The sequence below is a fragment of the Streptomyces sp. NPDC045022 genome, assembly GCF_056432605.1.
The window spans coordinates 120482-140048 of the sequence record NZ_JBWKIR010000013.1 but is presented as its reverse complement, the minus strand read 5'-3'; the positions used below and the strand labels follow the sequence as shown (position 1 = coordinate 140048).

Annotated in this window: 20 protein-coding genes and 1 pseudogene; 14 read left to right on the top strand and 7 right to left on the bottom strand. The window is 73.4% G+C overall.

Features of this window, described 5'->3' with window-relative positions:
* Positions 1–108: 108 nt before the first annotated feature.
* Complete coding sequence (locus tag AC07C1_RS23810) at positions 109–1554, bottom strand: gluconokinase, GntK/IdnK-type (RefSeq protein ID WP_478941949.1); 1446 nt, start codon at positions 1552–1554, stop codon at positions 109–111.
* A 322-nt stretch (positions 1555–1876) separates the two neighbouring features.
* Between AC07C1_RS23810 and AC07C1_RS23805 the strand changes: the two genes are divergently transcribed.
* The gene (locus AC07C1_RS23805) at positions 1877–2074 is read left to right on the top strand and encodes a hypothetical protein (protein WP_478941947.1); all 198 of its coding nucleotides are present in this window, start codon (positions 1877–1879) and stop codon (positions 2072–2074) included.
* 14 nt (positions 2075–2088) lie between these two features.
* Here the strand turns inward: AC07C1_RS23805 and AC07C1_RS23800 are convergent, their stop codons facing one another.
* Entirely contained in the window at positions 2089–3009 is a 921-nt protein-coding gene (locus AC07C1_RS23800) for an MBL fold metallo-hydrolase (RefSeq protein WP_478941945.1), read from the bottom strand.
* 152 nt (positions 3010–3161) lie between these two features.
* Here AC07C1_RS23800 and AC07C1_RS23795 point away from each other — a divergent pair, with 152 nt between their 5' ends.
* The 3 genes from AC07C1_RS23795 (at position 3162) to AC07C1_RS23785 (ending at position 4999) form a co-directional block, all read left to right on the top strand.
* Positions 3162–3767, top strand: a complete 606-nt coding sequence (locus tag AC07C1_RS23795; RefSeq protein WP_478941943.1) for a hypothetical protein — start codon at positions 3162–3164, stop codon at positions 3765–3767.
* A 100-nt stretch (positions 3768–3867) separates the two neighbouring features.
* Positions 3868–4233 carry a tetratricopeptide repeat protein gene (locus AC07C1_RS23790; protein WP_478941941.1) on the top strand — a complete coding sequence of 122 codons (366 nt, stop codon included), beginning with the start codon at positions 3868–3870 and terminating at the stop codon, positions 4231–4233.
* A 121-nt stretch (positions 4234–4354) separates the two neighbouring features.
* Positions 4355–4999: a peptide deformylase gene (locus AC07C1_RS23785; RefSeq protein WP_478941940.1), complete on the top strand. Its 645-nt coding sequence runs from the start codon at positions 4355–4357 to the stop codon at positions 4997–4999.
* 8 nt (positions 5000–5007) lie between these two features.
* Here AC07C1_RS23785 and AC07C1_RS23780 read toward each other — a convergent pair whose 3' ends face one another.
* Positions 5008–6438: a dihydrolipoyl dehydrogenase family protein gene (locus AC07C1_RS23780; RefSeq protein WP_478941938.1), complete on the bottom strand. Its 1431-nt coding sequence runs from the start codon at positions 6436–6438 to the stop codon at positions 5008–5010.
* Positions 6439–6579: 141 nt separating this feature from the next.
* Here AC07C1_RS23780 and trxA point away from each other — a divergent pair, with 141 nt between their 5' ends.
* Complete coding sequence (trxA, locus tag AC07C1_RS23775; RefSeq protein WP_478941936.1) at positions 6580–6957, top strand: thioredoxin; 378 nt, start codon at positions 6580–6582, stop codon at positions 6955–6957.
* 163 nt (positions 6958–7120) lie between these two features.
* Here trxA and AC07C1_RS23770 read toward each other — a convergent pair whose 3' ends face one another.
* Positions 7121–8122, bottom strand: coding sequence for a LacI family DNA-binding transcriptional regulator (locus tag AC07C1_RS23770; protein ID WP_478941935.1), 1002 nt, complete (start codon positions 8120–8122; stop codon positions 7121–7123).
* 90 nt (positions 8123–8212) lie between these two features.
* On the opposite strand from AC07C1_RS23770, the pseudogene AC07C1_RS23765 reads away from it, so the two are divergent.
* A pseudogene (locus tag AC07C1_RS23765) lies at positions 8213–8604 on the top strand (FAD-dependent oxidoreductase); the annotation flags it as partial.
* A 262-nt stretch (positions 8605–8866) separates the two neighbouring features.
* On the opposite strand, the gene AC07C1_RS23760 reads toward AC07C1_RS23765, so the two are convergent.
* Entirely contained in the window at positions 8867–9547 is a 681-nt protein-coding gene (locus AC07C1_RS23760) for a TetR/AcrR family transcriptional regulator (protein WP_478941933.1), read from the bottom strand.
* Positions 9548–9648: 101 nt separating this feature from the next.
* On the opposite strand from AC07C1_RS23760, the gene AC07C1_RS23755 reads away from it, so the two are divergent.
* On the top strand, positions 9649–10212 hold the full coding sequence (locus AC07C1_RS23755) for an NAD(P)H-dependent oxidoreductase (protein WP_478941931.1): 564 nt from the start codon (positions 9649–9651) through the stop codon (positions 10210–10212).
* A gap of 144 nt (positions 10213–10356) precedes the next feature.
* On the opposite strand, the gene AC07C1_RS23750 is transcribed toward AC07C1_RS23755, so the two are convergent.
* Positions 10357–11334: an ArsR/SmtB family transcription factor gene (locus tag AC07C1_RS23750; RefSeq protein WP_478941929.1), complete on the bottom strand. Its 978-nt coding sequence runs from the start codon at positions 11332–11334 to the stop codon at positions 10357–10359.
* Positions 11335–11390: 56 nt separating this feature from the next.
* Between AC07C1_RS23750 and AC07C1_RS23745 the strand changes: the two genes are divergently transcribed.
* The 5 genes from AC07C1_RS23745 to AC07C1_RS23725 all read left to right on the top strand — a co-directional run bounded on the left by AC07C1_RS23745 (position 11391) and on the right by AC07C1_RS23725 (position 17539).
* Entirely contained in the window at positions 11391–12725 is a 1335-nt protein-coding gene (locus AC07C1_RS23745) for an MFS transporter (protein ID WP_478941928.1), read from the top strand.
* A gap of 126 nt (positions 12726–12851) precedes the next feature.
* On the top strand, positions 12852–13826 hold the full coding sequence (locus AC07C1_RS23740) for an alpha/beta hydrolase (RefSeq protein WP_478941926.1): 975 nt from the start codon (positions 12852–12854) through the stop codon (positions 13824–13826).
* Positions 13827–14233: 407 nt separating this feature from the next.
* A complete protein-coding gene (locus AC07C1_RS23735; protein WP_478941924.1) occupies positions 14234–15658 on the top strand; it encodes an amidase in 1425 nt (474 codons plus the stop codon).
* A gap of 26 nt (positions 15659–15684) precedes the next feature.
* Positions 15685–15903: a hypothetical protein gene (locus AC07C1_RS23730; RefSeq protein ID WP_478941922.1), complete on the top strand. Its 219-nt coding sequence runs from the start codon at positions 15685–15687 to the stop codon at positions 15901–15903.
* A gap of 148 nt (positions 15904–16051) precedes the next feature.
* A complete protein-coding gene (locus tag AC07C1_RS23725; protein ID WP_478941921.1) occupies positions 16052–17539 on the top strand; it encodes an SPFH domain-containing protein in 1488 nt (495 codons plus the stop codon).
* A gap of 167 nt (positions 17540–17706) precedes the next feature.
* Here AC07C1_RS23725 and AC07C1_RS23720 read toward each other — a convergent pair whose 3' ends face one another.
* Positions 17707–18462: a helix-turn-helix transcriptional regulator gene (locus tag AC07C1_RS23720; protein WP_478941919.1), complete on the bottom strand. Its 756-nt coding sequence runs from the start codon at positions 18460–18462 to the stop codon at positions 17707–17709.
* A gap of 117 nt (positions 18463–18579) precedes the next feature.
* Here AC07C1_RS23720 and AC07C1_RS23715 point away from each other — a divergent pair, with 117 nt between their 5' ends.
* Positions 18580–19047, top strand: a complete 468-nt coding sequence (locus AC07C1_RS23715; protein ID WP_478941917.1) for a cupin domain-containing protein — start codon at positions 18580–18582, stop codon at positions 19045–19047.
* A gap of 55 nt (positions 19048–19102) precedes the next feature.
* The gene (locus AC07C1_RS23710) at positions 19103–19549 is read left to right on the top strand and encodes a type II toxin-antitoxin system PemK/MazF family toxin (RefSeq protein ID WP_478941915.1); all 447 of its coding nucleotides are present in this window, start codon (positions 19103–19105) and stop codon (positions 19547–19549) included.
* Positions 19550–19567: the final 18 nt, after the last annotated feature.

Below are 19567 nucleotides of genomic sequence, written 5' to 3'. Positions count from 1 at the left end.
GGTTGGTTCGTCGGTTCGGTCGATCGGTTGGTTCGTCGGTTCGGTCGGTTCGTCGGTCTGCTCGGTGAGCGCGGGTGACGTGCGGCGGCAGTGGCTGATGAAGCCGTGTCAGCGACCCCATGTGCGCCGGGCCAGCTCCGTCTGGACCTCGGCAACGATGCGTTCGGCCGGCAGGGTGGCATCGATGGTCATCCCGGCCTCGTCGTCCTCGAGTGGCTCCAGGTCTTCGAACTGCGAGGACACCAGGGAGGCAGGCATGAAGTGCGACGTCCTGCCCGCCACGCGGGAGGTTGCCGCCTCCTGGTCGAGCGTCAGGTGCACGAAGAACGTGTCGGGCCGGGCCACCCGCAGCAGCTCGCGGTAGATGCGTCTGAGGGCGGAGCAGGTGATCACCAGCCCTTCCTCCGCGCCCGCCACCCGCATGCGGCCCGCGATGGCGGCCAGCCACGGACTGCGGCTGCGGTCGTCGAGAGGGGTGCGGTTCTCCATCGACTCCACGTTGCGCCGGGGATGGAAGCCGTCCCCCTCCTCGAACGGCACCCTGAGCGATTCCGCCAGGTACCGGCCCACGGTGGTCTTGCCGCATCCGCTGACCCCCATGACGACGACAGGGGCGCGCCGGGCATGGAACAGGGCGGCCATGGCGTCCTGGAAGCCGGCTCGATAGGCGGCTGGCAGGCCGTTGGCGTTGAACCGGTCCAGGCCCGCCCGCAGCCGGTCGCGTACGTCGGGATCGTGCAGTCGGCCGCTGCGGATCTCCGCGAGGAGAGCCTCCGCGAAGGCCTCCGCCGCCGTGGCCAGGCCCTGGTCGATGGCGTAGGCCAGCCCCATGTGCAGCCACATGGCGATCGGCTCCGGACGGGTGGGATACCTCTGGACGGTGTCGGCGCCGACGACGGCCCGTGTCGGCGTGACCATCGCCTCCTGGTGGGCGCCGGCCCAGTTCCTGTCGATGCGGTGGTTCAGCGCCATGACGACCGGATAGGACAGGCGCATGAACAGCTCGTTGCGCGAGCCGGCGAGGAGAGTCCGGTGGAAGGCCGCGTCCACGTCCCGGAAGCGCTGCCGGATCGCCGCACCCTCCCCGGGCCGCGCGAAGTCCGGGTCCGCGCTCAGGGCGAGGAGCGTGCGGGCTCGGCTGGTCAGATCGTGGCAGATCTCCGCGGACCGGCTGAGGGCGGCCAGCCTGGCCGCGCGGGGTTCGATCACCTCACGCAACTCGGTGAGGGACCGCATCTGGCTGTCGGGGGCCACCTCCAGCCGCCATGCGATCACGTCGGGGTCCAGCAGGTCCCACCGTTCCAGCGCCTGAACGGTGGCCCCGACCCGTGGCTGCAGATCGACCAGGCCTTTCTGGTGCAGCGTCTGCAGGGCCTCGCGGGCCATGGGCCGGGTGATCCCGAACTCATGCATGACGGCGTCCACCGTCAGGTGGTGGTCGCGGGGCTTGCCGCCTTCCACGATCTGGCAGCCCAGCCGCTCCACCACCTTCGCGGTGGAGCCCCGTAACGCGTCCTCGAGACCCTCGGGCAGGTCGACTTTGGGACCAGTCATGGCGCAGATGTTAAGTCACAGGGCCGTACTGGTCAGCCGTCCGAACGCCCCCAACAGGAGCGCGGAATCCTCAAGGGCGCACACCGGAGCGCGTCGGCCGTCGCGCCCGCCCCCTGCGAACCCCACACCCCGACTGATGAGACATCAGAGGCCTTTTCTGACCTAGATCACATGAGTAACGTAGTCACTCATTCGAAATGTTTCGGTGGTGCCGAGGACCGGCCAGGGCGAGTAGGCATGCGCCGTCACCGGGCCGTACCGGCGCTTCGGCAGCTGATGCAGGGCTGCCTCGTCCCCTTCGACGCAGCCGCAGGAGAGCCGTATGCCTGAACAGACCTCGCCCCCGCCGCCGCCGGAGCGGTTGTCACTGCGCTGGGCACTCATCCTCTTAGCCGCGGTGGTGGCGGGACTGCTGGCAGGCCTGCTCACCTACGCCCAGTCACGCAACTGGCCGGCCTCGCTCCTGGCGGCCCTCGGAGCGAGCGGCGCGGCCCTGGTCGGCCTTCCCCCGCTGCTCTGAAACACAGGAACGGTTCACGGGAGGTCGGCGAGAGGGGCGCTCGGTTGCCAGGCGACCGGCATGACGACATCCACACCGTCGCGGCGGGCCAGGGGCAGCAGCCGGCTCATGGTGACGTCGACATCGTCCAGGAAGTAGGGCATGGGCCGCAGCGGCCGGTGGAGGCCTACGAAGAAGTCGTCCCAGTGCACGAGGACGACGCGGCGGGCCCCGGTCGCCACGACGACCTCGTCCCAATAGCCGCGCAGGAACTCGACGGACTGCTTGCCCAGGCCGCCGATGCCCAGATAGACGACGTCGGCGCGCCGGCCTCGCAGGGCACCGGGCCGGAAGTTGGCACTGGCGTGCAGCAACACACGGCCTCTCGGATGGGCGACGAGCACGCTGTACGCCGTACCGGTCCTCCACGCACCGGCGCGCGCCGGTGGGACAAGCGGCTCGTCGACGGTACCGGGCCAGTGGTCATCGGGGCTGTGCACGGAGTCGAGGAAGGTCACGTCGAAACGGCCGTAGGAGAGGGTGTCCCCGTGTGCGACCACGCGCAAGGACGACTCCGGCACTCCCAGGCCTCTGCCGACGTTCGCGGTGGAGTGCGAGCCGACCAGATCCGCGCTGGTCCGCAGTGCCCACACCGGCGCGTCCAGGGCGTGATCGTAATGGGAGTGAGCACAGATCACCGCAGACAGCTTCTTCATCTGCAGTCGGTCGATGGCGGCGCGCACGAGGGAGCGGTCGGGCGCGATCTTTCCGACGGCGACGCGCAGCATCCCGGGCCGGGTGACGAACCCGTCGCTGAGCAGAGTGGTCTGCCCGTCCGACAGGACGACGGAGCTGGTGCCCAGGAAGTGAGCGACCAGCCCTTCGTTGCGCGCCATGACGGGCTGTTTGTACGGCAGGTAGGGCCGCAGACTCGGACGGCCGAGGGGCATTCTCATACAGACATCCTGGCCTGTCGCACGTAGCTGGACGGGGCTGTCGGTCGAGTCCCGCGTACCGTGAAGCGACCGGCCGAGCCCCGCGCCACGACGGCAACCCCGGCCCGGCGGGCCGGCCCTCTCCGATGCCACGACTGGAACAGGAGCACCCCATGCGCCTTTACGCCCAGACCCCGGCACGTCGGAGCCGTCAGGTGCTCGCGGACCTGATCGCCGTGGCGCTGATCGCGGCCGTGGTGAGGTTCGCCCTGATCGTCCACGGCGCGATCATGCGGCTGGCCGAGCCGGGGCGGAAGGCGCGGAGCGCGGGTGACAACCTCGCCTCCGGCCTCGACGACGCCGCCGACGCGGCTTCGAAAGTGCCGTTCGTCGGGGGCTCCCTGAAAAAGCCGCTCCAGTCCGCCGCCGGCGCCGGCACAGGTCTCTCCGATGCCGGACAGTCACTGCAGCACATCGTGGGCCAGGTGGCCACCCTGACCGCACTCGCCCTGATCATCCTGCCAGTGGCCTTCGTACTGGTGCTGTGGCTCCCCCCGCGCCTGCGCTGGATCCGGCGCAGCGCCGCCACGCGACGCCTCCTCGACAACCCCGGGGGCGCCGACCTGCTCGCCCTGCGCGCCCTCACCGGACCGCAGCGCGACCTGGCCGCGGTCTCCACCCCGCCTGGGGGCCTCGCCGACGCCTGGCGGCGCGGGGACCAGCAGGTCATCTCCGACTTGTCCAAGGTCGCACTCGGCCGGGCGGGTCTGCGGCCCTGACGGGCGGAGCGCGGAATCGTCCCGCTGACGGACTCACCCTCGTCAAGTAGTGGAATATTGAACAACCGCGTTCCGTTGTGGCCGTCGAAGGAGGTCACGAGTGGAGACGCAAGGGGAGACCACGTACTACGAGCACGGAACCGCCGCCGAGCGCTGGGAGCGCGCGCAGCTGTTCTTCGCCGCCAAGGACTATGCGAGTGCGGCGCGGGTGCTGGCCGGGCTGGTCGAGGAGGTGCCGGAGCAGACCGGTCCCCGGCTGCTGCTGGCGCGCGCCTACTACCACTCAGCCCAACTGCGGCGAGCCGAGACCGAGTTGCGCATCATCGTCGAGCGCGACCCGGTGGAGCACTACGCACGGCTGATGCTGGGCCGCACGCTTCAGCGGCAGGCCCGGCACCAGGAGGCGGAGCGGCACCTGCGCGTCGCCTCTGCGCTCGCGGGTGACTTCCCACCGGAGCAGGAGTGAGTCGTACGTCCTGGGCCCGGTTCCCTTCGGGGGCCGGGCCCTCGGCATGCCTCCGGGGGCGCGAAGCCCAGGCTCTCGAAGAGGCGCCGGGAGTGGTGGGCGGGCATGGCATTCTGACGCGATGGCACCTTCCCCTGATCACGCACCGCTCGCCGAGCGGGTCGAGGAACTCCTCGCCGCCGGCGGCCCCCTCCCCATCGTCGCCGCCGGACAGCCGGTGCTGCGGCACGGCGCCGAGCCGTACGACGGTCAGCTCGGCCCCGCCCTGCTGGCCCGCTTCATCGAGGCCCTGCGCCTGACCATGCACGCCGCTCCCGGTGTGGGCCTCGCCGCTCCGCAGGTCGGCGTGGGGCTGCGGATCGCGGTCATCGAGGACCCGGCGCCGGTACCCGAGGAGGTCGCCGTGGCCAGGGGCCGCGTCCCGCAGCCGTTCCGGGTCCTGGTCAACCCGGTGTACGAGCCCGTCGGCACCGCCCGCGCCGCGTTCTACGAGGGCTGCCTGAGCGTGCCGGGCTGGCAGGCGGTCGTGGCCCGGCACGCCGAGGTGCGGCTGCGCGGCGAGGACGAACAGGGCCGCACCCTGGACGAGGTGTTCACGGGCTGGCCGGCCCGCATCGTCCAGCACGAGACCGACCACCTCGACGGCACCCTCTACCTCGACCGCGCGGAACCGCGCTCCCTGTCGACCAACGAGGCGGTGGCCGCCCTGTGGGCGCAGCCGACCCCTCGGTCGGCAGCCGAGGCCCTGGGCTTCGAACTTCCCTGACAGCAGGCTCAGTTGTCCCGGTACCCCTCCAGCAGCCGCAGCCACACCTCGCTGAGTGTCGGGTACGACGGGACCGCGTGCCACAGGCGGCTGACCGGGACGCGGCCCGCGACGGCGACCGTGGCGGAGTGGATGAGTTCGCCGACGCCGGGGCCGACGAAGGTGACGCCCCGCAGGATCTCGTCCTCCAGGTCCACGACCATGCGGGCGCGGCCCTTGTAGCCGTCGCCGTACAGGCCCGCCCCGGCGACCGAGGAGAACTCGACGTCGACGGCGCGGACGCGGTGGCCGGCCTGTTCCGCCTCGGCGAGGGAGAGACCGACCGCGGCGGCCTCGGGGTCGGTGAAGACGACCTGGGGGACCGCGTCGTGGTCCGCCGTGGCGGCGTGCGCGCCCCAGGGGTCGTCCAGGAGCGGGGTGCCGGCGGCGCGGGCGGCGATGGCGGCGCCGGCGATCCGGGCCTGGTACTTGCCCTGGTGGGTGAGGAGGGCACGATGGTTGACATCGCCCACCGCGTACAGCCAGTCGGTGCCGGTGACGCGGAGGCTGTCGTCGACGTCCAGCCAGGAGCCGGGTTCCAGGCCGACCGTGTCGAGGCCGATGTCGTCGGTGTGCGGGACGCGGCCGGTGGCGAAGAGGATCTCGTCGGCCTCGATCCGGTCGCCGGTGGCGGTGACGGCGACGACGGTGCCGTTCTCGCGGGTGACGGATTCCACGGACGTGCCGGTGCGGATGTCGACGCCGGCCTCGGTGAGCGCCCCGGCGACCAGTTCCCCGGCGAACGGCTCCATGCGGTTCAGCAGCCCCTTGCCGCGCACCAGCAGGGTGACCCGCGAGCCGAGGGCCTGCCAGGCGGTCGCCATCTCGGTGGCTACGACACCGCCGCCGACGACGATCAGCCGGCCGGGTGCCGCCTTGGCGCTGGTCGCCTCACGGCTGGTCCACGGCGCCACGTCGGCGAGACCGGGGAGGTCGGGCAGCTGGGCTCGGGTGCCGGTGCAGACGGCGACGGCGTGCCGGGCGGTGAGGGTCGTGGCCGTGCCGTCCGGGCCCGTGACGGTGACCGTACGGGGTCCGGCGAGGCGCCCCTGGCCGCGGTACAGGCCGGCACCGGTGCCCTCCAGCCAGGCGACCTGGCCGTCGTCCTTCCAGTGCGAGGTGTACTCGTCGCGGCGGCCGAGGACGGCGGGCGCGTCGAGGGGGCCCTGGACCGCCTGGGCGAGGCCGGGCAGGCGGCGGGCGTCGGCCTGGGCGATGACCGGCCTGAGCAGGGCCTTGCTGGGCATACAGGCCCAGTACGAACACTCTCCGCCGAGCAGTTCGCTCTCCACGACCGCGGTGGTGAGACCGGCGGCGCGGGTGCGGTCGGCGACGTTCTCCCCCACGGGCCCGCCCCCGATCACCACGACGTCGTACGCGATGGATTCCGTTTCCGTCATGGGGTCAGTCTGGTGGGTGGTGTGCGCCCTGGCCACATGGGTACGCGCGCGGAACACAGGCATGCACGTGTGGAATAGGCGGCCCGGCGGCCGTGTTTCCGCCGTCGGCACACCCCCACACCAGGAAGAGGGAATCACGCCATGAGCAGCACCGTGGAGCTGACCAAGGAGAACTTCGACCAGACGGTCACCGAGAACGACTTCGTTCTCATCGACTTCTGGGCGTCCTGGTGCGGGCCGTGCCGCCAGTTCGCGCCGGTGTACGAGAAGGCCGCCGAGGACAACCCGGACCTGGTGTTCGCCAAGGTGGACACCGAGGCCCAGCCGGAGCTGGCCGCGGCCTTCGAGATCCAGTCGATCCCGACGCTGATGATCGTCCGCGACAAGGTCGCCATCTTCGCCCAGCCGGGCGCCCTGCCCGAGGCCGCTCTCGCGGACGTCATCGGGCAGGCGCGGAAGCTGGACATGGACGAGGTGCGCAAGAGCATCGCCGCCCAGGAGGGCACCGCCGGCCAGTAGTCCGTGCGCGGCGTCCGTCGCCGCGTTCGGCCGTCCAGCGCGGTGCGGTCTCCCGGCGGCCGGCGGGCTCCGGCGCAGCCGGCCGGCGCTGGACCACCGAGGCCAGGTCAGCCGGCTCGCGCTGGACCACCGAGGTCAGCCGGCTCGCGCTGGACCACCGAGGTCAGCTGGACTCGCGCTGGACCACCGAGGCCCCGAGCACCCTGTGCACCTCCGGCTCGCCGCCGGGGTCGCGCACCGCGCGGTCGACCAGTTCGGCGAGGTCGCGGCCGGAGGGCAGCTCGATGTGGACCGTGCTGAGCCGGGGCCGCAGCAGCCGGCCCAGCATCAGGTCGTCGGCACCGATCAGGGCCACGTCCTGGGGGACGCGCACACCCTCGTCCTGGAGCGCGCGCATCAGCAGCATCGCGTACTCGTCGTTGTAGGCGAACACCGCGTCCAGATCCAACTCCCCCCAGCGGGCGGCGAGTCGGGCGGCGGCCTGCTCCGTGTACGCGATCGGCAACTCCGTCACGGCCGCGTCGGTGCCGTGCAGGGCCTGGCGTACGCCCGCGAGCCGGGGCCGTGAGTACGGCTCCAGGCCCGACTCCTCGGGTACGACGACGCCGATCCGGCGCCGGCCACGTTCGTACAGATGGGCGCCCGCGCAGTGGCCCACGGTGGCGTGGTCCATCAGCAGGGCGTGCGCGCCGTCGACGCGCTCGGGACCGAGGGTGACCACGGTCCGGGCGCCGGACCGCTTGAGGACCTGGACTCCCTGCGGGCCCAGGTCCGAGCCCGGCACCAGCACCGCGACCGGCCGCAACTCGGCCCAGGCGCGGGCGGCTTCGTCGCCCCGCAGCCCGACACTGCCGTACTGCACGACGGTGTAGTCGAGACGGCCGAGCGCCCACTGGAGTTCGTTGAGGAAGCTGCTGTAGAGCGGGCCCACCGGGATCGCCGGGGCGGGCATGAGGACCATGCGACTGTGTCCGGCGCGCAGGCTGCGGGCGGCTGCGTGCGGCACGTATCCCAGTTCCCGCGCGGCCTCGTGGACGCGTCGGCGCGTCGGTTCGCTGATCCGTACGGCGCTGGTGTTGTTGAGGACGTAGGACACGGTCGCGCGCGAGACGCCGGCCAGGCGGGCCACGTCGGCACTCGTGGGCGTGTTCGGTATCTGCACCATGACAGACCGCATCTTGGCAGAGGGGTGGAGGCCGGGATCAGGCGGGGCAACGTGGTTCGTCGTTCGACGAATCCGGCTTTCACGTACTCGCTGAAGGAGTTCGACGGCTGGGACGAGCGCCTGCGGGCGCTGGTCGCGGACGCGGACGCGGACGGGGCGCTCGTGCCCCGGCGGATCCACGCCCTGCCGGTCGGCCACCGCTGGGACCGGGTCCCCGGCGTCACACTGCTCGGGGACGCCGCGCACCTGATGCCGCCGTTCGCCGGCGAGGGCGCCAACCTGGCGCCGGCCGACGGCGCCGGGCTGGGGCTCGCGCCGGCCGCGCACCCCGGGGACACCCGAGGCCGCGCCGGCCGCCTACGAGGCAGCGATGTTCCCGCGCCGAGGCGTCGGCGGCGGCATCGGCGCACAGCACGGCCCTGCTGTTCCGCCCGGACGCACCGCAGGGCCTCCTCGCCATGTTCACCGGCCACCTGACCTGAGGCCTCAACGCGCGACCCAGCCGGTCGGCGGCCACGCCGACCAGCGGCCACAGCGGGTTGTTCAGCCGACCAACGGGCATGGCGGGCGGTCCAGCAGGCCAGTGGCCCCAGCCGGGCAGCCGTCCAGCCGGCGAGGGGCCACAGCGGGGCAGCCGTCCAGCCGACGAGAGGCCGACCGGGGCAGTCCGGCCGCCGTGGGGGCACAGTGCGGTCGTCCAGCCGGTCGGCAAGCCCCGGCGGGCCGTCCGGCCGGCCCGCGGTCTCAGTGGGGTGGCTCCGTGTGGGTGATGCGGGCGACCAGGTCGATCCAGGCGGTCTCCAGCCGTTCCATCGGCATGCCGCACTGGCGGGTCAGATGGTGGATCAGGGCCGGGTCGAGCGAGGCCATCAGCGTGTGGGACAGCAGCTCGCAGTCGGCGTCCGGCACGATCCGCCGCAGCAGCATCGTGACGTGGGTGCGCAGCGCCCCGAGGGCGGGGTGGGAGAAGCGGCGGTCCGGCTCCGGCTGGGCGGCCAGCTGCAGATCCAGCTGCTCCGCGGAGCGGTACAGCACCGCCACTCCGAACGCCCGCAGCCGCGCGAGGGGCGGCGCCCCGGGGCCCAGCGGCGGCGGCCCGCTCATGAAGTCGGCCTGCAGCTGCCGGCCCGAGTGGTCGAGCAGCGCCATCAGCAGCCCCGTGCGGTCGCCGAAGCGGCGGAAGACCGTGCCCTTGCCCACCTGGGCAGCGGCGGCCACCGCCTCCATGGTGACCCCGGCCACGCCGTGCTCCGCGATGAGGCGGGCGGCGGCCTCCAGCAGCCGGGCCCGGTTGCGGGCCGCGTCGGCGCGCAGGCACGGTTCCTCGGGGGCCGGGCCGACGTTGAGCAACGAGGGCGTGTCGAGGGGCTCCTGAGGTTGGGGGAAGGGCGGCAGGGCGCTGGACATGAAGCCAGCGTAAAGCATCGGGAACAAAACTGGACCACGGTCCGGTTAAGGTGATAGACACTGAACCGGACCCCGGTCCGGATCGTAAACAGCGATGGTTTCAGCCCCTTGGAGTTCCCATGTCCGTTCGTATCCTCGCGCTCGTCGGCAGCCTCCGCGCCGGTTCGCACAACCGCCAGCTCGCCGAGGCCGCCGTGAAGCTCGCGCCCGAGGGCGCCGAGGTCGAGCTGTTCGAGGGCCTGGCCGACATCCCGTTCTACAACGAGGACATCGACGTCGAGGGCAGTGTCCCGGCCGCCGCCGCCAAGCTTCGCGCGGCCGCGCAGGCCGCCGACGCGTTCCTGCTCTTCTCCCCCGAGTACAACGGCACCATCCCGGCCGTCCTGAAGAACGCCATCGACTGGCTGTCCCGTCCGTACGGCGCCGGCGCCTTCGGCGGCAAGCCCGTCGCCGTCGTCGGCACCGCCTTCGGTCAGTACGGCGGCGTGTGGGCGCAGGACGAGACCCGCAAGGCCGTGGGCATCGCCGGCGGCAAGGTGATCGAGGACATCAAGCTGTCCATCCCCGGCTCCGTGACCCGCTTCGCCGAGACCCACCCGGTCGACGACGCCGAGGTCGCCGCCCAGCTGACCGATGTCGTGGCGCGGCTGCACGGCAACGTGGGCGAGGTCGCGGCCGCCTGAGCCGTACGTCTCCCGCACGGGGCCGGAACTGAGCGCGGCTCCGGCCCCGTGCGCATCGCTGACGAGAGCAACTGTCGGAGACATGCGGCGGGACACCTGCGGACGGCCGCGGACGCCCCACCGGCGGACGGCCGTGGACGCCGGTCAGCCCGAAACCAGCCGGTCGGCCAGCGCACTGCGCCGGTAGAGCACCCGCCGTCCGTCACGGGCGCGGGTCACCAGGCCGGTGGCGTCCAGCACCCTCAGCTGCTGGGAGACGGCGCTCGGTGTCACGCCGAGCCGGCGGGCGAGCTCGACGGTGGGCAGGGGTTCGGCGAGCAGGCGCAGCAGGGTCGTCCGGGGCGCGCCGAGCAGCGCGGTGAGCGCGGAGGCGTCGGGCGGGGGTTCCGGCTCCCACAGGGTCGCGATGCCCCGGCCGGGATAGGCGAGCATCGGCGGTGCCTCGGCGCTGATCGGGGGCGCCGGCTTGTGCGCGAACACCGACGGCACCAGCCGCAGCCCCCGCCCGCTCCCCTCGACCTCGTGCCGCCCGATCATCTTGGCGACGGTCAGCACGCCGTTCCGCCACCCCAGGTTCGGGTGCAGGCCGGCGAGGAGCGCTCCGGCGCCGCCGGTGGCCAGCTGTCCCGCCCGGTGCGTGATGTCGGCCTCCAGGACGAGCCGGATCCGGGCCCAGTGCGGCAGCAGGGCGGTCTCCCAGTACCGGCGCAGCGACGCGCAGAGTGCGTCGAGGAGTTCCAGGACGGGTCCGTCACCGGGCGCGGCGGCCTGCCGCAGGGCTCCGGGGAGCGGGCGGGGTGCGTGCGCGGCGCGCAGGTCGTGCCGTACGACCTCCGGGGGTGTGGCCCGTACGGTGGCCAGCTGTTCGTCGAGCGTCGGCGCGTGGTGGACGGGCCGGGGCGTCAGGAAGTCCGGCAGCGCGAGGGTGGCACCGACCAGGGCCGACAGCAGGGGCAGGTCGGCGGGGGCCAAGGCGTCGAGCGCGGCCCGGCGCCATGCGCCGTGCAGGGGGTGCAGGGCGGGGGCGCGCAGGACGCGCAGGCTCTCCATCAGTTCGCCCAGCGGGGAGATCGCGAACCGGGTGTCGGCGAGGTCGTCGACACCGAGCAGGAAGCTGATCATTTAGCCCCCGCCTACATCCTTTGCCAACCGCCCGCGCGGGCCGTGGACTTCGGCTCATGACGGATCAGAACACCGGGCAGCGTACCGCGCCCCGGCCGGGGCCCTCCCGGCTCGTCGCGCTGCTGGCCCTGGCCTGCGGGGTGGCGGTCGGCAACGTCTACTTCCCGCAGGCGATCGCCCCCCTCGTGGCAACCGGCCTCGGCGTCTCCCCCGGCGCGGCGGCAGGCGTGGTGACCGCGACCCAGTTCGGCTACGCGGCGGGCATCTTCCTGTTGGTCCCGCTCGGTGACCGGCTGCCGCCCCGCCCGCTGCTGGTCGCCCTGCTCACGCTCACCGCACTGGGCCTGTGCGCCGCGGCCGCCGCGCCGGAGCTGCCACCGCTGCTCGCGGCGAGCGCCCTGGCCGGGGCGACCACGGTGGTCGCCCCACTGGCCGGGCCACTGGCGGCCGGGCTGGTGCCCGAGGGGCGGCGGGGGGCGGTCGGCGGCACGCTGCTGAGCGGGTCCCTCGCGGGCATGCTGCTGTCCCGCACGGCGGGCGGCGCCCTGGGCGACCGGCTGGGCTGGCGGGCGCCGTACGTCGTGGCGGCCCTGCTCACCCTGGCGGTCGCGGTGCTCCTGGCCCGCGCCCTCCCGGACGTGGCCCCGGCGTCCCGGCAGCGTTATCCGCGCCTGCTGGCCGATGCCGTCCGACTGCTGCGCACGGAACCGGCCCTGCGCCGCTCCTCCTTCTTCCAGGCGACCGTGTTCGCCGGTTTCTCCGCGGTGTGGACCGGGGTGGCGCTGCTGCTGACGGGCCCGGTGTACGGGCTGGACTCGGCCGCGGTCGGGCTGCTGGCGCTGGTCAACGCGGCCACCATGCTCGTCACGCCGTTCGGGGGCCGGCTGGTGGACCGGCGGGGCGCCGCCGCGGTGAACCACGTCTGCTTCCTCCTCGTCCTCGCCTCCGCCGCGGTCCTCGCCCTCGGTGGCCTCGGCGGCACCGCCGGCCTGCTGTCCCTCGTGGCCGGCACGTTGGTGCTGGACGTCGGCATGCAGTCCGGCATGGTCGCCAACCAGGTGCGGATCTACGCCCTGGGCGCGGACGTGCGCAGCCGCCTCAACACCGCGTACATGACGTGCGCCTACCTGGGCGGCAGCCTCGGTTCCTGGCTCGGTGCCCGGGCCTACGCGCGCTGCGGCTGGGTGGGCGTGTGCGGTCTGGTCGCCGTGCTGACCGCGCTGGGCCTGGCGCGTCACCTGACGGCGCGGGGCCGCCCGGCGGACGGCTGCCGTGCCCGCGGGCTCCCGCCCCGGGACACCGACGGCGACCCGGCGGCCGGAACCGCCGGAGCGGCCGGCCCCGGCCGCCACGGGGCGGGCGACGGTCGACACCGGACGGTACGACCGTAGCCACCGCGCCTCTCGTTCCGCGTGTCGCCGCCGCGGACCACGCGCCACGGGGTAGGCGACGCATGGCCGCCCCTGTCCGCTCCGGCGTATCGCCGGAGCGGACTCCGAGTCACCTGAGGAGAAGCCATGCCCCTGGTCCCGCCGCCGTTCGATCCGGAACTCGCCGCCAGGCTGGAGCTGATCAAGGACGTGACCACGCCCGGCTTCACGCTGGACGACCTGGACGCCGCCCGGCAGGCCACCGGCCCGGAGCTGCTCGGGTTGCTGGACCTCACCCAGGACGGCGCCTTCGAGGTGGAGGACCGAGCGGTACCCGGCCCCGAGGGCGCCCCGGACATCTCCCTCCTCCTCTGCCGTCCCGCGTCCACGACGCTCACGACCCCGCTGCCGGTGATCTACCACGTGCACGGCGGCGGCATGATGACCGGGACCAACCGGGCCGGCGTGACCGAGGCCCTGACCTGGGCGCGCGACCTGGGCGCGGTCGTGGTGTCGGTGGAGTACCGGCTCGCCCCCGAACACCCGCACCCCGCGCCCGTCGAGGACGTGTACGCCGGGCTGCTGTGGACCGCCGGGCACGCGAAGGAGATCGGCGGCGACCCGGACCGGATCGTCGTCGCGGGCGCCAGCTCCGGTGGCGGCCTCACCGCGGCGCTGGCCCTGCTCACCCGGGACCGGCAGGGCCCGCGGCCGCTCGGCCAGCTGCTGATGTACCCGATGCTGGACGACCGCAACGACACCGTCTCCGGCCACCAGATGGCGGGTCTCGGCGTCTGGGACCGCACCGCCAACGAGACCGCCTGGACGGCACTGCTCGGCGACCGCCGCGGTGGCCCCGGCGTCTCGCCGTACGCCGCCCCCGCCCGCGCCACCGACCTGTCCGGCCTGCCCCCGGCCTTCCTCGACGTCGGCTCCGCGGAGACCTTCCGGGACGAGGTGGTCGCCTACGCCACCCGCATCTGGCAGGCCGGCGGCGCGGCCGAACTCCACGTCTGGCCGGGCGGCTTCCACGGCTTCGACGCGCTGGTCCCCGAGGCGGCCCTGTCCCGGTCGGCCCGGGCGGCCCGAGTGGCGTGGCTGCGGCGGCTGCTCGCCCGCTGACGTCACCCGGACGGGCGATCGGGGCGGTTCGACCGGCGTGTCAGGCGGTGAGTGTCCGGCGCGCACCATGCCTCCTCCGAGTCACTTCGGATATGTGCGGACCGGCCGGCCGGCGACTCGTACCCCACCGTGACGGCCACACGGGGTCCGCGGGCACGGGGGCGTCGATGGACACGGTGCCCGCGGCCGCGGTTCCCCCAGCGGGGCTCGGGGGCGTCCGCCGGGCCGCCGACGTGGTCGAGCGGGGTCGAGCGGCCGGCGAGCGGCAGGGCCGTCAAGGTCCCGGGCGTCGCGTCGACCGCCACCCGATACCGATGACACCCGTGCGGAAACCGTAGGCGTGTCCGCGACATGACGTTACCGTTCGGTAGACATCGTGCCCGGAGCCTCCCGGAGGTGCTCCCCCCATGACACCCGACCGTGCCGCAGGCCTCAACGAAAGCCGACGTGCCCTCGCCGACGGGGAGGTGACGTCCCGCGCGCTGGTCGAACAGGCCCTGGCCCGGATCGAGGCCACGCAGCCGACGCTGAACGCCTTCCGTATCGTGCGCGCCGAGGCCGCGCTCGCCGAAGCGGACGCCGCCGACCGCGAGTTGGCCGCAGGAGTGCGCCGCCCGCTGCTCGGGGTGCCGGTGGCGGTCAAGGACGACATGGACGTGGCGGGCGAGCCGACCGCGTTCGGCTGCCGGGGCGACTTCCCGCCGGTGGCCGCGGACGGGGAGGCGGTACGGCGGCTGCGCGCGGCCGGTGCCGTGATCGTCGGCAAGACGAACACCTGTGAGCTGGGGCAGTGGCCGTTCACCGAGGGCCCGGCGTTCGGCGAGACCCGCAACCCGTGGCATCCCGCGCACACACCCGGTGGCTCCTCGGGCGGTTCGGCCGCCGCCGTCGCCGCCGGACTCGTCCCGGCCGCGCTCGGCTCCGACGGCGCCGGTTCGGTGCGCATCCCGGCCGCCTGGACCCATCTGATCGGCATCAAGCCGCAGCGCGGCCGCATCTCGACCTGGCCCCGCGGCGAGTCCTTCCACGGGATCACGGTCAACGGCACCCTCGCCCGAACGGTCGCCGACGCGGCCCTGCTGCTGGACGCGGCGAGCGGCAACCACGACCGGGACCCGCACCGGCCGCCCGCGCTGACGGTGGCGGACGCCGTCGGCCGCGACCCGGGCCGGCTGCGCATCGCCCTGTCCCTGAAGCCGCCGTTCACCGCCGTACCCGCCCGCCTGGATCCGGCGCTCCGCGCCCGGGTCGTCGAACTCGCCGGGAAACTCGCGGCGCTGGGCCACGAGGTGGAGGAGGCCGATCCGCCGTACGGCCAGATCGGGCTGACCTTCGTGCCACGCGCCACCGCCGGGATCGCCGAGCGGGTCCGCGACGCCCCCGACCCCGCGCTGCTCGACCCGCGCACCCGGGGCTCGGCCCGGCTGGGCCGGCTGCTCGGCGGGGCGCCGCTCAGGGCGGCCCGGCGCGCGGAGGCCGTACTGCACCGGCGGATCGGCGCGTTCTTCCAGTCGTACGACGTGATCCTCGCGCCGACCACGGCCGCTCCACCGCCCCGGATCGGTGCCCTGTACCGGCTGAGCGGGTTCGCAACGGACCGCGCGATCATCGCCGCGTGCCCGTACGCCTGGCCCTGGAACGTGCTGGGCTGGCCGGGCGTGAACGTGCCCGCCGGGTTCGTGGACGGCGGCCTCCCGGTCGGTGCCCAGTTGCTCGGTCCGGCCGGCAGCGAGCCCCTGCTGGTGTCCGTCGCCGCCCAGTTGGAGGCGGAGCTGCGCTGGCACGAGAGGTGGCCGCCGCAGCGGACGGAAGCCGGCTCACCGGCCGGGTGACGGCGTTCCGCCCGTACCCTGTGCCCATGGGCGACGCGTCGATGGTCGGGCTGATGGGGCGAGTGACGGGAACGGTCGGGCCCGGGCTGGTCGGCGAGGTGATCGTGGGGGTGCGTGGTGGCGCCGAGCACTTCCTCGCCCACCCGGCCGACGGCACTGGGCGGATCGAACCGGGCACGGTGGTGATGGTGGTGGAATACCTGCCGCCGCGAACCGTCTACGTCACGGCGGCGTACGGGAGCTGACCGGGCACCGGGTGAGCACGCCGCGCCCCGGGTGAGGGCGGCAGGCGTCAAGATTGCAACAAGGATTCACCGGCGGCTTCTCGGGGCGTCCCGGCAGGCGCACACTCCCTTCGTTCGGTGCCGAAAGGGCACCATGCAAAGGGGGCGTATGCCGATGGTTGTCGGCGTCGTAGCGGGGGCGGTCGTCGTTGCCGTCCTCGTGTTGATCGGTCTGTTCAAGATGATGTGGCGCGTGGCCGAGCCCAACGAGGCACTCATCATCTCCGGATCCAAGCACCGCACCGAAGGCCTCGAGGAGGGCATGGGATTCCGCATCGTCACCGGGCGCGGCACGCTGGTGCTGCCCGGTGTGCAGGCGGTGCGCAAGCTCTCGCTCGACCTGAACGAGACCGAGCTGCACGTGGACTGCGCCACGCACCAGGGCATTCCGCTCAAGGTGCGGGGTGTGGTCATCTTCAAGGTGGGCGACGACTTCGTGTCGATCGCGAACGCTGCCCGCCGCTTCCTGGACCAGCAGAAGCTGATGGCGGAGCGGGTGCACAACGTCTTCGCCGGTCATCTGCGGTCCATCGTGGGCGGGCTGACGGTCGAGGACATGATCCGCGACCGGGAGAAGCTGACCGGGCAGACCCGGGCGGCCTGCGGCACGGAGATGGAGAAGCTCGGCCTGATCGTGGACTCGCTGCAGATCCACGAGATCGAGGACCCGACCGGTTACATCCAGAACCTGGCGATGCCGCACGCGGCGGCCGTGCAGCGGGACGCGCGCATCGCGCAGGCGGAGGCCAACCGGCTGGCCACGGAGGCCGAGCAGCAGTCGTTCGCGCGGATGGCGGAGGCCACCCGGGACAGCGAGATCCTCCAGGCCGGCTACCAGGCCGAGCGGGACAAGGCGGCGTCCAAGGCCCAGCAGGCCGGACCGCTCGCCGCGGCTGCGGCCCGGCAGGAGGTCGTCGTCCAGGAGACGCGGGTGGCCGAGCTGGAGGCGCACCGGCGTGAGCAGCAGCTCCAGGCGGACGTCCGCAAGCCGGCGGACGCGAAGGCGTACGAGAAGCGGACGCTGGCCGAGGCCGAGCGTGATGTGCGGATCTCGGCGGCCGAGGCCAAGGCGAAGGAGACGGAGCTGGCGGCCGCCGCCGAGGCGACCCGGGTGAAGGCCGCCGCGGCCGCCGAGGCGGAGGCGACCAAGAGCCGCGGTGCGGCGACCGCCGACGCCACCCGGGCCACCGGTGAGGCCGAGGCCGCCGCCGCGCAGGCGAAGGGTCTGGCGCAGGCCGAGGCGACCAAGGCCCAGGGGCTGGCCGAGGCGGAGGCCATCAAGGCCCGCGCCGCCGCACTCGCCGAGAACCAGGAGGCGGTCGTCGCCCAGCAACTCGCCGAGAAGTGGCCGGAGATCGTCCAGGCGGGCGCGTCCGCGTTCGGCAACGTGGACAACATGGTGCTGCTCAACGGAGCCGAGGGCATGGGCGAGTTGTTCGCCAAGGCGCTCACCATGGGCGGCACGGGCCTGGGCCTCGCCCGCAAGCTGCTCGCCACGATGGGCGACAACGGGCAGCCGGTGAACGGTACTCCACCCTCGCTGAACGGGGTGGTGACGCCTCCGCCGCAGAAGGTGCCCGTGGAGCAGGAGGGCTGAGAAGGGAGTGTGCCTCGCGGCCGGGGTCCCTTACCGGGGCCCCGGCCGTGCGTGTCGACGAGCCGTTGGACACCCGCCGGGGTCGGCGGGCCGGGGGTCGCCTCGGTTCAGGGGGCCGTTCAGGCGGTTCAGGGGTCGTTCAGGCGGTTCAGGATCGTTCGAGCGGTTCAGGATCGTTCGAGCGGCTCAGGGCCCTTCAAGCGGTCGGTGGCCGTCTCGGCCAAGTACGCGACGCAGGAGTCCGGTTCGGCGAACGGCTCCAGTCCGGTGGCCGTCAGCGGCGCGCCCATCCGCTCCAACGCGCCCTGCATCAGGCCGAGATGCAGCGGACACACCAACCGGCCGTGTTCCTCGGCGAGTTCCAGGAACGGGCAGTGCCGCAGCCGGATCCGCTCCGGTGCCCGGCCGGCTTCGTCCCCACCGTCCCCACCTTCCGGCCGCGCTTCCCCTCCCGTCGCCCGCGCTCGGCCTGTCTCCGGCCGCGGTGCGAAGCCCAGGTCGTCCAGCAGTGCGACCAGTCCGGACACCGAGCGCTCGACCGACGGCCGCTCGACCGGAGCCGGCGGGTCGACCAGGGAACGGCCCCACGCGCGGCCCGTCTCCATCGCCTCCTCGCGTGCCTCGGCCGGGTCGGCGGAGGCCCACCGGCCGAGCAGGACACGGGCGAGGAACCGGTAGTCGCGCACGCCACCGCGGTCCATGCCGGGGCGCGAGGTGTAGATGGTCCGGGGCCGGCCCGGCTTGGAGGACGCCTCTGCCCGGCGCTCGGCCAGGCCCTCCGACACCAGGGCGTCCAGGTGGAACCGCACGGTGTTGGGATGCACGCCCATCCGGTCGGCCGTCTCCGCGACGCCGAGCGGCGACCCCGCGGCGCGCAGTACGTCCAGCACCTCTCGGCGACGGGGGCTCTCCCGCGTCGTCATCCCTTGGACACCCCTCTCCACCTGCGCTTATTTCTTACGAATCCTACATGTATTAAATGTAGGATGAGTAGGGACAACTGCGGGCAGGGAAAACAGCGGAGTCGAGGGGAACACCAGATGACGTCGCCGTCGGCGATCGACAGCGGGCCGGCCGAGTGCACGGCGGGTCCTCGCGTGCTGTGTGACACCCGGGCCCTGGCGCAGGCGCCGCCCGCTCCGGCCGGGGTGCTGTGGAAGCTGGCCGAGAGCGGACGCCAACTGGACGCCAATGTGGTCCGGCTCGCCCCGGGCGCACAGATCACGCCCCACACCGAGTCGCAGCTGGACGTCATGCTCGTCGTCGTCGCCGGAACGGGAGTGCTCGGCGGGGACGCCTCCGCCGATCCGCAGCCGCTCACCGAGGGCGCCCTGGCCTGGCTGCCGCACGGTGCCACGCGCGGCATCACCGCCGGGGAGACCGGCCTGACGTATCTGACCGTCCACCCCCGCCGGCCCGGCATGCGGATCGGCTCCCGCCCCGGCACACCCCCGGCCCCGCCCACCGGCACCTCCTCCGTCTCGCACACCGGTGCCTCACCGGCGTAACCTCCTGACGACGGGCGCCCGTTGCGCACGGGGAGCGGACCGCTAGGGTGCCCCCGTGAGCACGTTTACCGATGAGAACGTCCCCGGCCGGTACGGCCCCCGCGCCACCACCGAGGCCGACCCGCGCGAGGCCGGCCCGGTGCGCACCGAGTACTCCCCCGCCCACGACGGCGATCCGGACCCCGGGGAGATCGTGTGGACCTGGGTGCCGTTCGAGGAGAACGACGGCCGGGGCAAGGACCGCCCGGTCCTGGTCGTGGCCCGGGAGGCGGCGGGGACGTTCCTCGCCGTGCAGCTCTCCAGCAAGCGGCACGACGGCGACCGGGAGTGGGTGGCGATCGGCAGCGGGCCGTGGGACCGGTCCGGGCGAGACTCGTGGGTGGACGTGGACCGCGTGCTGCGGCTGCACGAGGAGGGCATGCGCCGCGAGGCGTGCGCGCTGGACCGGATGCGCTTCGACCTGGTCCGCCGGCGACTCCACGAGCGCTACGGCTGGAGCTGACGGGCGGGCCGCGACAGG

Coding starts and splice junctions, on each gene's coding strand:
- AC07C1_RS23740 (WP_478941926.1), top strand. CDS start 12,852: ATGCCCCTGGTCCCGCCGCCGTTCGATCCGGAACTCGCCGCCAGGCTG.
- AC07C1_RS23720 (WP_478941919.1), bottom strand. CDS start 18,462: ATGACGACGCGGGAGAGCCCCCGTCGCCGAGAGGTGCTGGACGTACTG.
- AC07C1_RS23780 (WP_478941938.1), bottom strand. CDS start 6,438: ATGACGGAAACGGAATCCATCGCGTACGACGTCGTGGTGATCGGGGGC.
- AC07C1_RS23805 (WP_478941947.1), top strand. CDS start 1,877: ATGCCTGAACAGACCTCGCCCCCGCCGCCGCCGGAGCGGTTGTCACTG.
- AC07C1_RS23760 (WP_478941933.1), bottom strand. CDS start 9,547: ATGCTTTACGCTGGCTTCATGTCCAGCGCCCTGCCGCCCTTCCCCCAA.
- AC07C1_RS23810 (WP_478941949.1), bottom strand. CDS start 1,554: ATGACTGGTCCCAAAGTCGACCTGCCCGAGGGTCTCGAGGACGCGTTA.
- AC07C1_RS23755 (WP_478941931.1), top strand. CDS start 9,649: ATGTCCGTTCGTATCCTCGCGCTCGTCGGCAGCCTCCGCGCCGGTTCG.
- AC07C1_RS23730 (WP_478941922.1), top strand. CDS start 15,685: ATGGGCGACGCGTCGATGGTCGGGCTGATGGGGCGAGTGACGGGAACG.
- AC07C1_RS23795 (WP_478941943.1), top strand. CDS start 3,162: ATGCGCCTTTACGCCCAGACCCCGGCACGTCGGAGCCGTCAGGTGCTC.
- AC07C1_RS23735 (WP_478941924.1), top strand. CDS start 14,234: ATGACACCCGACCGTGCCGCAGGCCTCAACGAAAGCCGACGTGCCCTC.
- trxA (WP_478941936.1), top strand. CDS start 6,580: ATGAGCAGCACCGTGGAGCTGACCAAGGAGAACTTCGACCAGACGGTC.
- AC07C1_RS23745 (WP_478941928.1), top strand. CDS start 11,391: ATGACGGATCAGAACACCGGGCAGCGTACCGCGCCCCGGCCGGGGCCC.
- AC07C1_RS23800 (WP_478941945.1), bottom strand. CDS start 3,009: ATGAGAATGCCCCTCGGCCGTCCGAGTCTGCGGCCCTACCTGCCGTAC.
- AC07C1_RS23785 (WP_478941940.1), top strand. CDS start 4,355: ATGGCACCTTCCCCTGATCACGCACCGCTCGCCGAGCGGGTCGAGGAA.
- AC07C1_RS23750 (WP_478941929.1), bottom strand. CDS start 11,334: ATGATCAGCTTCCTGCTCGGTGTCGACGACCTCGCCGACACCCGGTTC.
- AC07C1_RS23770 (WP_478941935.1), bottom strand. CDS start 8,122: ATGGTGCAGATACCGAACACGCCCACGAGTGCCGACGTGGCCCGCCTG.
- AC07C1_RS23715 (WP_478941917.1), top strand. CDS start 18,580: ATGACGTCGCCGTCGGCGATCGACAGCGGGCCGGCCGAGTGCACGGCG.
- AC07C1_RS23725 (WP_478941921.1), top strand. CDS start 16,052: ATGCCGATGGTTGTCGGCGTCGTAGCGGGGGCGGTCGTCGTTGCCGTC.